This is a genomic window from Paraburkholderia sp. GAS41 (genome assembly GCF_050436545.1).
Taxonomy (GTDB): Bacteria; Pseudomonadota; Gammaproteobacteria; order Burkholderiales; family Burkholderiaceae; genus Paraburkholderia.
Map to the genome: position 1 here is coordinate 69,344 of NZ_JBNDMK010000005.1, position 14,358 is coordinate 83,701.

The following is a 14,358-nucleotide window of genomic DNA, read 5'->3' on the forward strand; positions in this document are numbered from 1 at the left end:
AATGAAGCTCACCTCAGCCGATGCTACGGTTGCCGAAGATGAGCGCGGACAGCAGCCATGAGACGATGCTGTACAGGATCGAGCCGAAGAACGCCGACCAGAATCCCGACACCTCGAAGCCCTTCAACAGCGATGCGCACAGCCAGAAACACAGTGCATTGACGACCAGAATGAACAATCCGAGCGTGAGGATCGTCACAGGCAGCGTCAGCAGGATCAGCACCGGGCGCAGCACAGCGTTGATCAGGCCGAGCACCACCGCGACGATCAGCGCGGTGCCGAAGCTGCGGATGTGGATCGAAGGGACGAGGTACGTGATGATCAGAAGCGCGAGCGCGTTGATCACCCAGGTCAGCAGCACGGTCATGTAAAGCTCCTTTTAGGCTGAGAGTCCAGAATTGAGCGGAACAGGCCGGCAATGAAACAAAGGCGGCTCGCCAGCAGGCGCCGCCTTTGCCCGTGCTGCACGCCATCTAAGTCATGGCATGCGGCACGGGGATGCTGGTGCCGCGCGCGGCGTGCGGCCTGCGCGCGACCCCAGCGGCCGGGTGGCTGTGCTGCTTAGTAGCGGTAGTGGTTCGGCTTGAACGGACCGTTCTTGTCGACGCCAATGTAGCCGGCCTGGTCGTCCGACAGCACCGTCAGATTCGCGCCGATGCGCGCCAGATGCAGACGTGCAACCTTCTCGTCGAGATGCTTCGGCAGCACGTACACCTTGTTCTCGTACTTCGAGCCTTCGGTGAACAGTTCGATCTGCGCCAGCGTCTGGTTCGTGAACGAGTTCGACATCACGAACGACGGATGGCCGGTAGCGCAACCGAGGTTCACGAGGCGGCCTTCAGCCAGCAGGATCACGCGCTTGCCGTCCGGGAAAATGATGTGGTCGACTTGCGGCTTGATGTTGTCCCACTGGTACTGACGGGTCGACGCAATGTCGATTTCCGAGTCGAAGTGACCAATGTTGCAGACGATCGCGTTGTGACGCATCGCCTTCATGTGGTCGTGGCCGATCACGTGGAAGTTGCCGGTGGCCGTCACGAAGATGTCGGCCTTGTCCGCGGCGTATTCCATCGTCACGACACGGTAGCCTTCCATGGCGGCCTGCAGTGCGCAGATCGGATCGATTTCCGTCACCCACACGGTTGCGCCCAGACCGCGCAGCGATTGCGCGCAGCCCTTGCCCACGTCGCCGTAACCGGCGACCACCGCGATCTTGCCGGCGATCATCACGTCGGTGGCGCGCTTGATACCGTCGACCAGCGACTCACGGCAGCCATACAGGTTATCGAACTTCGACTTGGTGACCGAGTCGTTGACGTTGATGGCCGGGAACGGCAGGCGGCCTTCTTTTTCCATCTGGTACAGACGATGCACGCCGGTCGTGGTTTCTTCGGTCACGCCCTTGATGTGCGCGAGACGCGTCGAGTACCACGTCGGATCCGCGTCGAGGTGCGCCGCGATCGACTTGTACAGCGCGACTTCTTCCTCGTTGGTCGGCTTGGCGATGACCGAGCGGTCCTTCTCAGCCTTCGAACCGAGGATCAGCAGCAACGTGGCGTCGCCGCCGTCGTCGAGGATCATGTTGGCGAATTCGCCGTTCGGCCATTCGAAAATGCGGTGCGAGAATTCCCAGTATTCGTCGAGCGATTCGCCCTTGAACGCGAACACCGGCGTGCCGGCCTTGGCGATTGCCGCGGCAGCGTGATCCTGGGTCGAAAAGATGTTGCAGGACGCCCAGCGGACATCGGCGCCGAGCGCGGTGAGCGTCTCGATCAGCACGCCGGTCTGGATCGTCATGTGCAGCGAACCGGCGATACGTGCGCCCTTCAGCGGCTGCCTGGCCTTGTATTCTTCGCGCGTTTGCACGAGGCCCGGCATTTCGGTCTCAGCGATGTTCAGTTCCTTGCGACCCCAGTCGGCAAGCGACAGATCGGCAACGAGGAAATCCTGGGAATTTTTGGAATCGATAACTGCGGCGTTCATCACGCCCTCCTTTCTAAAGAATTGACTAGAAATTTGACGTGAGCGCGGTTCGATGCGGTGGGTTGGAAAGCGCAGCGCGCATTCAAGCCGTCCGATTGAAAGCCTCCGAGCCTGGCGGGCGGCCAGCGAATGCAGATTCGCGGTACCCGTCGCAACGCTCCTCGAAGACGAACGGCGATTGTAGCAAATTGGGATGAAGGCGGGGTGACGAGGGGTGGCTGCGCGCAAACGCGGCGGCCGCCTATGCCGCGCCTTCGACTGGCGCGCTCAGCGTGCGCAATTGCGTCATGGCGGCGACGGCCGCTTCGACGAACCGGCCGGATAGCCGGAACGACTCGTCGACATCGGCCTGCACCGGCGCCTGCATACCGAAGCTGATGCGGAAATAGCGCTCCGCATGGATGCGCGGATGGTAGTGCATGCGCACACGCCGGGTATCGATCAATCGACGGTTGCCGAACAGTTCACGCAGCGCCCACGAAAACGCACCGTCTTCGCCGCCGTTATGGCGGAAGAAGTCGTCCATCGGAAAGCCGCCAAAGGCCGCGTAGACCGGCCGGCGAATCACCAGGCTGCTCGGAATCGTGTTGCTTAGGGTCGCCGCGTGCAACTCGAACTGCGGATGCCCGACGATATCGGCCGGAAAACCGGCGAATTCCACATCGAACCGGATCGAGGCTTCGGTGGGATGGTTTTCGAGAAAGCCGCTCGCGGCCGCAAGCGCACCGGGGAAATACTCGTCGTCGGCGTCGAGAAAGGCCAGCAACGGCTGGCTGGCGTGCATCGCGGCCCAGTTGCGCGCCCGCGCGGCGCCGCCGTTCGCCGGCATCTGCAACAAAACGATGCGCGCGTCGCGTTCGCGGTAGCTGCGCACGATCTCCATCGAAGCGTCGGTCGAGCCGTCATCGACCACGATGATCTCTGCCGCCTCGGGCTGGATGATGCAGCTATCGAGCGTGCGTGCAAGCGTTACGGCTGCATTGAAGCAGGGAATGATGATCGAGATAGGCAGCATGGCGGGCGCAGAAAATAGCGCGGAAGCGCGGACAAAAGAGGCGTTCATCATAACGTCGCGCTTACGACGCTCGTCTTGAAAACACGGCGGCGGCGCGCCGCGCGCTCGTGACAACCCCTAAGTGACTTTCAATAAAAGTGCGGGTAAGTTGCACTGCAACATAAATATAATGACTCACCGTCGTCAAAATCATTCCATTCTGGAATTGTGGAGCCTGAGATCGTGGAACTTCGTGCCCTCCGCTATTTCGTCGAAGTCGTGCGCCAGCAAAGCTTTACCGCGGCGGCCGAGCAGATGTTCGTCACCCAGCCGACCATCAGCAAGATGGTGAAATCGCTGGAGGACGAAATCGGCTCGCCGCTGCTGTTGCGAGACGGCCGCCAGATGGTGCTCACGGATGCCGGGCGCATCGTCTATCAGCGCGGCCAGGACGTGCTCGCGGCGCACGCGCGATTGCAGGCCGAACTCAACGATCTCGACACGCTCGGACGCGGCGAACTGACCATTGGCATACCGCCGATGGGCGGATCGCTCTTCACCCCCGCCATTGCCGTGTTCCGGCAGCGCTATCCGAAGATCGAACTGAAGCTGCTCGAACAGGGCTCGCGCGCCATCGAAACGGCGCTGATCAACGGTGAACTGGAGCTAGGCGGCGTGTTGCAGCCGGTCGACCTCGAACACATCGATGTGCTGCCGATGACGCATCAGCGGCTCTGGCTGGTCGCGCGCCGCGATTCGCGCTGGGACGGTCTGCAGCACGTGCCACTCGCGGATCTCGCGGGCGAGCCGTTCGTGTTCTATGGCGAAAGCCTTGCGCTCAATGACGTGGTCCTCGGCGCGTGCCGCGCGGCCGGTTTCGCGCCGACCATTGTCGGGCGCAGCGGGCACTGGGATTTCATGGCGGCGCTGGTGCGGGCGGGTGTCGGCATTGCGCTGTTGCCGGCGCCTTATTGCCGGCGCCTGGACGCGACGCAGTTCACCTGCCGTCCGGTGGTCGAACCCGAGATTCCGTGGGAAATGGCGATCGGCTGGCGGCGCAACGGCTACCTCTCCCATGCCGCACGCGCGTGGCTCGATGTCCTGCGCGAAACCTTGCGCACGCAGACCGGTGATGACGTGATGCACTGGCCGGACATCGGCATTACGGGAGCGGCGCCGAGGGGCGTGGCGCCAGAGGGCGCCGAGCCGGGCCGCGCTTAAGCTTCGCGCGACCCGCTTAGGTCTGCCGTTTACTGCGACTCACCGCCGACAAACTCAATCCGGCGGTTCGCAAAGCGACCGCTCGCTGTGTCGTTGCTCGCCACCGGACGCGCGTCGCCATAGCCCTGTGCGGTCAACGAATCCGCCGGCACGCCGGTCTTGACGAGGAACGCGCGAACCGACTCGGCACGCTTCTTCGACAGTTGCCGATTCGCCTCAGCACCGCCGACGTTATCCGAGTAGCCCGCCACTTCGAGCTTCGCAGCCTTGCCGTTGTGCGAGCAGGCCATCAGCACCTGGGCCGACTGATGCAGATCTTCGACAGCCGACGCCGGCACACGGGCGCTGGCGCTCGCGAAGTTGATGACCTGCAGGTTCAGGACCTTGACCACATCGGCGACCGCGCACGAGCTATCCGGCGCGAGCAGACCCTTGACCGCGCTACGGAACGTCTGCGTCGCATCGGCCACGGCCTGCTCGACGTTGAACGAACCGATCTGGTACGACGCGCCGAACAGCGACTTCAGCCGTTCGAGCCAGCCGAGCTTCGCGTCAGCAGCCGCGCCGCTCAGTTCGATACGCGTGCCGTCTACCTTTACCTCCGCACCCGGCACGGCCAGCAGAGGCGACAGATCGTCGAAGTGCGAGAGCCAGTCCGCCGGTTTGGTATCCGGATCGACGGTGACGCTGGCAGCGAAGTGACCCGCGCCGAATCTTCGCGTGAGTGTGTCGAGCAGCGTGGTCTTTTCCGCCTCGCTGCCAACCGTCGCCGTGACCGTGGGCTTGCCGGCCGGATCCACGGCGAAGGTCAGTTGGCTGTCTTTCGTAGGCGCTGAAACCGCGACGGGCTGTGACGCCTCGGTGCCGCTCGCGGCAACCGCCGATGCTACGGTATCCGAAGCAGCCGAGGCCGAAGCTGAAGCTGCAGTTTCGCTTGCCGCGACGCTCACCTCGGAAGCCGGAACTGCTACGGCTGCCGGTGCAGAGGCTGGCTGGACCGGAGCGACGACTTCCGCCCTTTGCTCATGATTGCAGCTGCGCAGGAACAGGAACGCGAGCACCGCGGCGAGCGCGGCAAACAGCCACCACACCCACTTGTGCGAGCGGCGTTCCTCGCGCAGCACGGCGTCGACCGGCACGCGCGGCATCGGTTGAGCAGACGGCGCCGACTGCGTGGCTGGCGTGGTCGGCGCCACCGGCAGTTCAATATGCGCGGAGACCGCCTTTAGTTGCGGCAAGACATTGCCCATGAACACCGCGACACCGCCCAGGCCGAGCGCCGACAGCAGGCCGTCGTTCAGGAACGCGGCGATAGACGGCAACTGATGGCCGAGCAACGTCGGCAATTGCCCGACGCCGCCTTGAGCCCCGAGGAAATGGCGCTTGAGAACGCCAAGCAAGGTCGCGCCCACGATGCCCGTCAGCGCGTGCGTGGAATGGGCCGGCACCCCCGTTTGCGCGGTGATCGTGTCGCTCAGGCTGTCGACTCCGCGGTCGGTCACGCGCGCCAGCAGTTGCCGCCCCGCGCTTTCGAGCTGGCTCAAGCCGGCCGTGGTGGTGAGCAATTGCGGCAACTGGTCGCCGATGTGCGCGTTGACTTCCGGTGCCATGATGGTCGCGAACAGCGAGCGCGCGCCGTCGAGCGTGGCACCCTTTTGCATCAATGCGGCGATGAGCGCCGGCGCGGCGGCACCGATGACTTTTTCCGTGGCGTCTCCCGACAACCCGAAGCGGCTCGACAGTTGCCGTACGACGCTTTCAGACAGCGCGCCTTGAATCAGTTGAACTACGTTAATACTCATCGACTCGTTCCTTGAGTGTGTGAACGCGCCACCTGACACGCTCATTTTCGCCGCGAGAGTATAGGTGCGTGAAAATCTCAAAAACGGGCCGAGGAAATCGACTACAAAAATTCGGAATAGTCTCCTGGTACTCCTGTTCGTCTGCCTTACAGCGAGCATTGCGCACTAGCTCGTCTGCCCTTTCTTCGCGACACATCGAGCACGAATTTCAGAGGGATTGAGCGGTTCAAGCTCACCGGTCCGTCACACGATCGCCCCCACCGCCGCGCCGGCCGCGGACGCGGCCCCCGTGCGCCGCGCCGCCGCGATGAATTCCGCGGCGCGCTCCCCGATCATCACCGTCGGCGCATTGGTGTTGCCGCCGATCAACGTCGGCATCACGGACGCATCGACGATGCGCAGTCCCGTCACGCCGCGTACCCGCAACTGCGGATCGACCACGGAAGCAGGGTCGCTGCCCATCCGGCAGGTCGCGACCGGGTGATAGATCGTGTCGGCATGCTCCGCGATGGTCTCGCGCAATGCTTCGCGGCTCTGGCCCGGATGCGTGTACAACTCCTTGCCGCCGTAGACCGCCAGCGACGGTGCGTCGAGAATCCGCCGCGCGATCTGCGCGCCCTCCAGCAGCAGGTCCAGATCGCGCGCATCGCCCAGGAAGCGCGGGTCGATCACCGGCGCCTCACGCGCATCGGGGCTCGCGAGCGTCACCGTCCCACGGCTAAACGGACGCAACACGCACACGTGCAGCGAATAGCCGTGCCCCCAGTGCATGTGCCGGTTGTGATCGTCGACGAGCGCGGCGCAGAAGTGCAACTGCAGGTCCGGACGCGCGAGCGTAGGCCGGCTCTTCAGAAAGCCGCCCGCCTCCGCGACATTGCTCGACAACATGCCCGTGCCGTGGCGCATGAAGCTCGCGAACTGCGGCACCATCCGCGCGATGCCGCGCAGCGAAAAGCCGGTTGGCTCGATCGACGCCACCCGCTTGTTGAGGGTGAAATCGATATGGTCGATCAGGTTCTGGCCGACCTGCGGCGCGTCGTGAATCACAGGCACACCGAACGATTGCAGATGCGCAGCCGGTCCGACTCCCGAGCACATCAGCAACTGCGGCGTATTGAACGCGCCCGCCGCGAGCACGACTTCGGCGCGCGCTTCAAGCCACTCCGTGCGACCGCCGCGCACGATCTCGACGCCGCTCGCGCGTTTGCCCTCGAAGGTGACGCGCAGCACCGTGGCATCGGCCAGCGTATGCAGGTTAGGACGGTTGCGGCCGTAGATATAGGCGCGCGCCACGCTGCAACGCCGTCCATCGCGCTGGGTAACCTGGTAGAAACCAATCCCTTCCTGATCTTCACCATTGAAATCGGCGTTGGCGCGGTGGCCCGCTTCGAGCGCGGCTTTCACAAAGCGCTGGGAGAACGGATTGCGATAACGCAGATCGCTGACGCTCAGCGGTCCGTCGGCGCCATGCCACGCATCCGCGCCGCGTTCGTTGCCCTCGGCACGGCGAAAGTACGGCAAGACGTCCGACCAGGCCCAACCTGCGCAGCCGAGTTGCGCCCACTCGTCGTAATCGAGCGGATGGCCGCGCGTATACACCATCGCATTGATCGCGCTGGAGCCGCCGAAGCCGCGGCCGCGCGGCTGGTAACCGCGCCGTCCCGCCAGACCGGGTTGCGGTGCGGTTTCATAGCCGTAATTGGTTTTGAGCTTGTTCGGCACGACCACCGCCACGCCGACCGGCATATTGACGAACAGGTTGCGCTCCGTGTGCGGCCCGGCTTCGATCAGCGCGATCGTCGCGTCGGGACAAGCGTCCGCCAGACGACCCGCCAGCGCACAGCCGCCGGACCCCGCCCCTACGATGATGTAGTCGTATTGCATGCGCTCCTCCTGATTGCGGCGACGTGGTCCGCGTGCCCTGTCGATTGAAGTGAGTCCTGCAGTGCTCACTCCGATGCCATGCCGGGCTGTCTCGTGCACACTTGTCTACGTGTGATTCCTGCGCATTGTAGGGAGCGTTCTCGCGCTGTGGCGAGTCCGTGCCAGAGCGATCCCTCTAAACGAAACCTGCAGCGCGACCCTATGATGAAAGATCGTGCCGTCATCGCAAGCGATGAGCGGCGGCGCCTCGTCGAAGCCTCGCTGCAACACGAGGCGTAGCATTCAAACAATGCATCACGCGTCCCGCGCAAGCGACACGCGGCATGACCTACCTCGATAAAACAGCGCCCCGCGATCAGACCCCGGCGCAGATCCGGCGAACGGAGACAGCAGATGGAACGGTATGGCCCAGCAACCACGCACGACGTCACCAATCAGGTCCCGCCGCTCGCGGACTACAACCTGTTTGCCAGTGACCTCGCCCTCGGCGCCGCCCTCGAACGCGACGGCGCCGCGTGGCATCGGGAAGCGCTGCTGCGCCATGGCGCGGCGCTGACCACGCCGCAGACGCTCGCGCTCGCCGAACTGGCGAATCGCCACACGCCGGAACTGTTCACCTTCAACCCGCGCGGCGAACGCATCGATACGCTGGAATTTCATCCGGCGTGGCATTCGCTGCTGTCCTTGCTGCGCAGCGAAGGTCTGCACGCGCTGCCATTTTCCGATCCGCAACGCGGCGCCATGGCGGCGCGCTGCGCCGGCTATTTCCTGCATGCGCAAGTCGAGTCCGGCTCGCTGTGTCCGACTACCATGACCTTCGCCAGCATTCCCGTCCTGCAGCGCGAACCTGCGCTGTTCGAGACGCTGCGCGACAAACTCTACGCCCGCGAACACGATCCGCGCGACTTGCCGCTCGGCCAGAAAAGCTCGGCACTGATCGGCATGGGCATGACCGAGAAACAGGGCGGCTCGGACGTGCGCAGCAACCAGACCCGCGCCTACGCAGCCGGCGGCGGTGCCCTTAGTGGGCGTGGCGGCGCATACCGGCTGGTCGGGCACAAATGGTTCTTTTCCGCGCCGCAATGCGACGCCCATCTGGTGCTCGCCCGCACCGACGATCACGCGGGCCTGTCCTGTTTCTACGTGCCGCGCTTCGCACCCGACGGCAGCAAAAACGCCGTCCAGATCCAGCGCCTGAAAAACAAGCTCGGCAATCGGTCGAACGCGAGCAGCGAAGTGGAATTTCTCGACGCCTTCGGCATCCTGATCGGCGAGGAAGGACGCGGCGTGCCGACCATCATCGAAATGGCGAACTACACGCGGCTCGATTGCGTAATCGGCAGCGCCGCCTTGATGCGCGCCGCGCTCGTGCAGGCGATTCACCATGCGCGGCATCGCAGCGCGTTTGGCCGCTATCTGGCCGAGCAACCGCTGATGCGCAATGTGCTGGCCGATCTCGCGCTCGAATCCGAAGCGGCGACGGTCCTGTTCATGCGTCTCGCCCGCGCATTCGAAGACGCCGCGAGCGCGCCGGAAGAACGCGCCTGGCGGCGCATCGTCACGCCGGCCGCGAAGTACTGGGTGTGCAAACGCGCGCTGGAGTTCACCGGCGAGGCAATGGAGGTGTGGGGCGGCAACGGCTACGTCGAAGAAGGCCCGATGGCGCGCTTTTATCGCGAGGCACCGGTCAATTCGATCTGGGAAGGCTCCGGCAACGTGATGTGCCTCGACGTGTTGCGCGCCATCGAGCGCGAAGCCGACGCCGCGCAAGCGCTCTTCAGCGCGTGGCGGCCCGACGCGCAGGGGCATCCGGCGCTCGGCGCCGCGCTCGCACGCCTCGTCGCAACGCTCTCCGAGGCGCAGGAAGCCCGCGAAGCGTCCGCGCGCCGGATCGCCCAGCAGATCGTGCTGATCGCGCAGGCGACATTGCTCGTGCGCCACGCCCCGGCGGAGGTAGCCGATGCCTTCATCGCCACGCGCCTCGCCGACGGCTGTGGCGAGAGCGGACGCGTGTACGGCACGCTGCCAGCCACGTTCGATCATGCGGCGATCATCGAGCGAGCCTTTCCGGCCTGACCCATAAGCGCAGCCCACTGCGCATCGACAACCAGCCAGGGAGTGGAGATGAAAAACGATTTACCGGAAATTGCCGCGCTGGAAGCGCTGCTGCGCGAACAGCGTCAGGCGTACCTGCGCGCGCCGTATCCCGCGTGGGAAATCCGCGCCGCGCATCTGAAGGCGTTACGCGCGATGCTCCTCGACAACCGCGACGCGCTCGCCGAGGCCATGAACGCGGATTTCGGCAACCGCGCCAAGGAAGAAATCCTGCTCGCGGAATTCCTCCTCGTGAAAGAGGAAATCGACGCTGCGCTCAAACACGGCAGACACTGGATGAGACCGCAGCGGCGCAGCACCAACAAGTGGCTGTTGCCCGCGCGTGCCAAGGTGATTCCACAACCGCTCGGCGTGGTCGGTATCATCGTGCCGTGGAACTATCCGATCCTGCTCGCAGCCGGCCCGCTGATCAGCGCGCTCACGGCCGGCAACCGCGCCATCGTCAAGATGTCGGAATTGACGCCGCGCACCTCGGCGCTGTTCGAACAACTGGTTGCGCAGACCTTCGCGCGCGATCACGTCACCGTGGTCAACGGCGACGCCGCCCTCGCCGCGGCCTTCAGCGCGCAACCGTTCGATCATCTGCTATTTACCGGTTCGACCAAGGTGGGCCGTGAAGTCATGCGCGCCGCCGCCGAGCATCTGACGCCCGTCACGCTGGAACTGGGCGGCAAGTCGCCCGCCATCGTCGGCCCGCACGCCCGTTTCGACAACGCGGTCGACAACCTCGTGGCCGGCAAGACACTCAACGCCGGGCAGACCTGCATCGCGCCCGACTATGTGCTGGTGCCGCGCGGCAAGGAACAGGCGTTCATCGAACGGGCACGCGCCCGCATGAGCGCGATGTATCCGGATTTCGCGCGCAACCGCGACTACACGTCGATCATCTCCGAGCGGCATTTCGCCCGCCTGCAGCGGCTCGTCGACGAGGCGCAGGCGGCCGGCGCGCAACTCCATGTGCTCGCGGACGGCGCCGCTGATCCGGCGATGCGGCGCTTTCCTCTGATCGCCGTGACGAACGCCGCCGACGAAACCGCGTTGATGCAGGAAGAGATTTTCGGACCGCTGCTGCCGATCGTGCCCTACGACACGCTCGACGACGCCATCGCGTGGATCAACGCGCGGCCGCGGCCGCTGGCCCTGTACCTGTACGACGACGACGCGGCCACTATCCGGCGGGTCGAGCAGGAAACCATCGCGGGCGGCATGGCGGTCAATGAAACGCTGATGCACCTCGCCTGCGAGAGCCTGCCGTTCGGCGGCGTTGGAGCAAGTGGGATGGGGGCGTATCACGGGTATGAAGGCTTCGTGACTTTCTCGAAGATGAAGCCGGTGCTCACGCAGGCGCGCTGGAATGCACGCGGCTTGATCTCACCGCCGTATGGCAAGCGCGTCAATGCGCTGCTCAAACTGATGATGCGGTTTTAGCGCTGAGGTTGGCGTCGCCACGATGCTGCGGTTCTTGCGCTGAGGTTGGCGGTCTTCACGATGCCGCGGTTCTAGCACCGCGGCACGCGAGCGCCACCGAAGCGCTACGCGCCCTTCACTTCGACCGTTTCAACCGTCTCGATCGCGGTCGTTGCCGGCTCGTCGGCCGCGCCGCTTTCAAGGCGATGCAGCCACGCCAGCAGTTCGGCCACCGCCTGATAAAGCTGCGGCGGAATGCGCGCATCCAGATCCACCTGCATCAGCAGCGACACCATTTCGGGTGCCTCATGCACGTACAGGCCCGCCTCTTTGGCACGCTGGATGATCATTTCCGCGAGCACGCCGTACCCCTTGGCGATCACGCGCGGCGCAGCGTCGCTGCCTTGGGCGTCGTAGACGAGCGCGGCCGCGCTCTTGCGATGCGTGCGGCTCATTACATATCCCAGTCGAAATCGGTGTCGGTGGTCGTGGTCGGCCACTGGGCGCGCTCCGGACGCGCCGGACGTGTCGGCCGCGCCTGACGTTCAACGCGCTCCGGACGCTCAGACCGCTCGGGCCGCTCCGCTCTGAAGCCGCGGCGCGGCGTGCCCGTCGGATGACCAGTGGTCGCCTCGTCGCCGGCCGGTGCCGTGCGTGCATAGGCCGAAGCCGCCGCCTGGGCAGCGGCGCTGGACGTGCCGCTCGGCACAGCACCGCCCACCTCGCGGATCGACAGACCGCTCAATTCGATCCCGGCCGCCGCCAGCCGCTGCCTGAAACCCTCGCTTTGCTCGACGAGCCGCGCCGCGCCATGCGGACTGGCCAGCACCCGTGCGGACAGCCGGTTGCCGGTGAGGGTGAGATCCGCGTCGACGGTGCCGAGCATCGGCAACGACAGCGTGAGCCGGGTGCGCCACGGATAGTCCTCCTCCGCGCTGGCGCCCCCGCCGCCACGCTCCCACTCGTCGCCTTCCTGCTGGATGGTCCAGTCGAGTTTCGCGCCCGGCCACGCTTCGCCGGTCCAGCGAAACTGGCCCGTGGCGAGCATGTCGAGTTGCTGGCGCACCAGTGGAATCGTTGCTGAATTGATCGCCGCAGCGACGGATTGACTCGCCTGCGTGGCGCTGTCGCCCGTCTGGGTCACGGCTGCGTGCAAGGCGGCGCGCTCAGGTTGGGCAGACAGTTCAGAGAGGGAATTGGCCAACACTTCCCCCGCGGCAAAGCGGGCGGCCTGGGGCGACATGATCGATGCCTGCGGACGGGCCGCATTGCTGCCGTCGGTGGTGCCACTGGCGCTCTGCGATGGGCCGGACCGGCCCTGCTGCGCCGCTGCGGACGCTGAGCCGGGCTGCGCGCCGGCATCGGCGTCGGTGTCCCAGTCGAGCGGCAACTGGGCGTCGCTGCCGAGACGGTTTTGCGGTTCGTTGGCGAGATCGGGCAGCGTGAACTGACCTGCCAGCCACTGCGCCAGGTGGGCCTCGTAAAACAGGCCGCTGCCTGCCACGGTCTGCTCGAGCGCCGCAGCCAGCGCCGCCACCGGCACCGGCGAAGCCGCCACGCTGGTGGCCGCCGTGGCAGTCGTGCCGCTCGTGTCAGGGTTGTTCGTCGTGTTTGTCGAGCCAGCTGGATTGGGTGTGCCTGCCGGATTGGCGGCGTTGGTGGCATTTGCCGCGCCTGAATTGCCCGTGCCCGTGCTCTGGCCGCTTGCCGAATCGAAGAGCGGCAGTTCGGCCATCTCGACATCGAGCGCCGGTGCGGCGGCCCAGATCGGCAACTGGCCGAGAATGGCCGGCGTCACTTCGCCGCCGGAAAGCGCGATCGCATTGAGTGTCTGCGCCACCGCGGACAGGACGGTCTGTGCGGAAGCGGGCGGTGTCACCGGCAGTTCGGGACCGCCGGGCGTGACGGGGGAACCCACGCCCAGCGTGGATGCACCCGTTTGCGCGGTGCCTGGCGCACCAGGGGCGATATTGAGCAGGCTGTCGACCCGGCTCGCAAGCAGTGAAGCGATGGCCGTGTCGATTCCGTTCATACCGGTTCCTCAAGAAAACGCTGGGCCGCCCCGAGTTTTCTTTACCCCCTCGGGGGGCCTGGCTCGCAGGGCCAGGTTTTGGGGTCACGCCGCCCACGAACCCTCAACGGGCTCCGTACAGTTCCTTGAGCACCCGTGTCGGCCGGCCGGCAAACAGCGCCGACAGATACGCCATGCGCGGACTCGCGAGATCCCGGATCGCCGCATCGTCCGCCAGAATCCGGCGGATCAGATCGAATTTGCGCGCGCGCTCCAGTTCGTCGAGCGCCACCCCGGTTTCCGCGTCTTTTAACGCATCGACCAGATGCCGGTACTCCTCCTGCAAGGGCACCAGATCGTGCCAGAGGGCCCGGCGAGCAGCCAGCAGCATGCGTGCGGAAATCGCTGCGATTGCCTCGTAGCGGGCAAAATAGTCTGCGTTCGAAGTCATCTCATCGTTTCCGCGGACGGCTGCATCGCCATCCGCGCGAACTCCGGCGCAATCCCGACCCACGCTTCTTCGAGCGTGGCCAGCAGGCGGTCGACTTCGACCAGCATCGCCTCGCTCTGCTTAACGTTGGCTTCGAACAGACGACGTGTCATATATGCATACAGCGCGCTCAGACGTTCTCCAATCTCACCACCAGCTTCGACGTTGAGCGAGGCCTGCAGCCCGCTTTCGATAATCCGGATCGCCTTGCTGATTGCTTCCCCGCGCGCGGCCACGGCCGAGGCGCCACCCTGCTGGAGGTGCATGCGCCCCTGGGCGATGGCCTGGCGGGCACCTTGATACAGCATGACGATCAGACGATGAGGATTGGCACCCATCACCCCTGTCTCGACGCCGACACGTGCATATGCGTTGGCTCCAGCGTGTCCCGGGGAAAACATCGGCGCTCCTCCTTTTCTGCGGATTCGGAAAGTATCAGACGTGACACCGG

At 65.1% G+C, this 14,358-nt stretch carries 12 protein-coding genes and 1 riboswitch; of the genes, 3 read left to right on the forward strand and 9 right to left on the reverse strand.

Annotated features, from left to right (window positions below; translation table 11 throughout):
- Positions 1–13: 13 nt before the first annotated feature.
- From P3T43_RS09770 to P3T43_RS09780, 3 genes are all read right to left on the reverse strand, one after another.
- Positions 14–367, reverse strand: a complete 354-nt coding sequence (locus P3T43_RS09770; RefSeq protein WP_079498750.1) for a phage holin family protein — start codon at positions 365–367, stop codon at positions 14–16.
- Positions 368–561: 194 nt separating this feature from the next.
- Positions 562–1,983, reverse strand: coding sequence for an adenosylhomocysteinase (gene ahcY, locus P3T43_RS09775; RefSeq protein WP_429280843.1), 1,422 nt, complete (start codon positions 1,981–1,983; stop codon positions 562–564).
- Positions 1,984–2,016: 33 nt separating this feature from the next.
- Positions 2,017–2,152: riboswitch (S-adenosyl-L-homocysteine riboswitch) on the reverse strand.
- A gap of 72 nt (positions 2,153–2,224) precedes the next feature.
- Positions 2,225–2,998, reverse strand: coding sequence for a glycosyltransferase family 2 protein (locus tag P3T43_RS09780; RefSeq protein ID WP_429280844.1), 774 nt, complete (start codon positions 2,996–2,998; stop codon positions 2,225–2,227).
- Between the two features lie 222 nt (positions 2,999–3,220).
- Between P3T43_RS09780 and P3T43_RS09785 the strand changes: the two genes are divergently transcribed.
- Positions 3,221–4,198, forward strand: a complete 978-nt coding sequence (locus P3T43_RS09785) for a LysR substrate-binding domain-containing protein (RefSeq protein WP_429280845.1) — start codon at positions 3,221–3,223, stop codon at positions 4,196–4,198.
- A gap of 29 nt (positions 4,199–4,227) precedes the next feature.
- Here P3T43_RS09785 and P3T43_RS09790 read toward each other — a convergent pair whose 3' ends face one another.
- Both P3T43_RS09790 and P3T43_RS09795 read right to left on the reverse strand, forming a co-directional pair.
- Positions 4,228–6,000 (reverse strand): OmpA family protein, encoded by a 1,773-nt coding sequence (locus P3T43_RS09790; RefSeq protein ID WP_429280846.1) that lies wholly within the window; start codon positions 5,998–6,000, stop codon positions 4,228–4,230.
- Positions 6,001–6,243: 243 nt separating this feature from the next.
- Complete coding sequence (locus P3T43_RS09795; RefSeq protein WP_429280847.1) at positions 6,244–7,884, reverse strand: GMC family oxidoreductase; 1,641 nt, start codon at positions 7,882–7,884, stop codon at positions 6,244–6,246.
- Between the two features lie 393 nt (positions 7,885–8,277).
- On the opposite strand from P3T43_RS09795, the gene P3T43_RS09800 reads away from it, so the two are divergent.
- Together P3T43_RS09800 and P3T43_RS09805 are read left to right on the forward strand one after the other, a co-directional pair.
- Complete coding sequence (locus P3T43_RS09800) at positions 8,278–9,960, forward strand: isovaleryl-CoA dehydrogenase (protein WP_429280848.1); 1,683 nt, start codon at positions 8,278–8,280, stop codon at positions 9,958–9,960.
- A 48-nt stretch (positions 9,961–10,008) separates the two neighbouring features.
- Positions 10,009–11,427: a coniferyl aldehyde dehydrogenase gene (locus P3T43_RS09805; protein WP_429280849.1), complete on the forward strand. Its 1,419-nt coding sequence runs from the start codon at positions 10,009–10,011 to the stop codon at positions 11,425–11,427.
- Positions 11,428–11,531: 104 nt separating this feature from the next.
- Here P3T43_RS09805 and P3T43_RS09810 read toward each other — a convergent pair whose 3' ends face one another.
- The 4 genes from P3T43_RS09810 to fliS form a co-directional block, all read right to left on the reverse strand.
- Positions 11,532–11,861 carry an EscU/YscU/HrcU family type III secretion system export apparatus switch protein gene (locus P3T43_RS09810; protein WP_429280850.1) on the reverse strand — a complete coding sequence of 110 codons (330 nt, stop codon included), beginning with the start codon at positions 11,859–11,861 and terminating at the stop codon, positions 11,532–11,534.
- Positions 11,861–13,438, reverse strand: a complete 1,578-nt coding sequence (locus tag P3T43_RS09815; protein ID WP_429280851.1) for a flagellar hook-length control protein FliK — start codon at positions 13,436–13,438, stop codon at positions 11,861–11,863. The genes P3T43_RS09810 and P3T43_RS09815 overlap by 1 nt, the downstream gene beginning before the upstream one ends.
- Before the next feature lie 103 nt (positions 13,439–13,541).
- On the reverse strand, positions 13,542–13,868 hold the full coding sequence (locus P3T43_RS09820; protein WP_429280852.1) for a flagellar protein FliT: 327 nt from the start codon (positions 13,866–13,868) through the stop codon (positions 13,542–13,544).
- Positions 13,865–14,308 carry a flagellar export chaperone FliS gene (gene fliS, locus P3T43_RS09825; RefSeq protein ID WP_429280853.1) on the reverse strand — a complete coding sequence of 148 codons (444 nt, stop codon included), beginning with the start codon at positions 14,306–14,308 and terminating at the stop codon, positions 13,865–13,867. Before fliS ends, P3T43_RS09820 begins: the two co-directional genes overlap by 4 nt.
- Between the last annotated feature and the right edge of the window lie 50 nt (positions 14,309–14,358).

Coding starts and splice junctions, on each gene's coding strand:
- P3T43_RS09770 (WP_079498750.1), bottom strand. CDS start 367: ATGACCGTGCTGCTGACCTGGGTGATCAACGCGCTCGCGCTTCTGATC.
- ahcY (WP_429280843.1), bottom strand. CDS start 1,983: ATGAACGCCGCAGTTATCGATTCCAAAAATTCCCAGGATTTCCTCGTT.
- P3T43_RS09780 (WP_429280844.1), bottom strand. CDS start 2,998: ATGCTGCCTATCTCGATCATCATTCCCTGCTTCAATGCAGCCGTAACG.
- P3T43_RS09790 (WP_429280846.1), bottom strand. CDS start 6,000: ATGAGTATTAACGTAGTTCAACTGATTCAAGGCGCGCTGTCTGAAAGC.
- P3T43_RS09795 (WP_429280847.1), bottom strand. CDS start 7,884: ATGCAATACGACTACATCATCGTAGGGGCGGGGTCCGGCGGCTGTGCG.
- P3T43_RS09800 (WP_429280848.1), top strand. CDS start 8,278: ATGGAACGGTATGGCCCAGCAACCACGCACGACGTCACCAATCAGGTC.
- P3T43_RS09805 (WP_429280849.1), top strand. CDS start 10,009: ATGAAAAACGATTTACCGGAAATTGCCGCGCTGGAAGCGCTGCTGCGC.
- P3T43_RS09810 (WP_429280850.1), bottom strand. CDS start 11,861: ATGAGCCGCACGCATCGCAAGAGCGCGGCCGCGCTCGTCTACGACGCC.
- P3T43_RS09815 (WP_429280851.1), bottom strand. CDS start 13,438: ATGAACGGAATCGACACGGCCATCGCTTCACTGCTTGCGAGCCGGGTC.
- P3T43_RS09820 (WP_429280852.1), bottom strand. CDS start 13,868: ATGACTTCGAACGCAGACTATTTTGCCCGCTACGAGGCAATCGCAGCG.
- fliS (WP_429280853.1), bottom strand. CDS start 14,308: ATGTTTTCCCCGGGACACGCTGGAGCCAACGCATATGCACGTGTCGGC.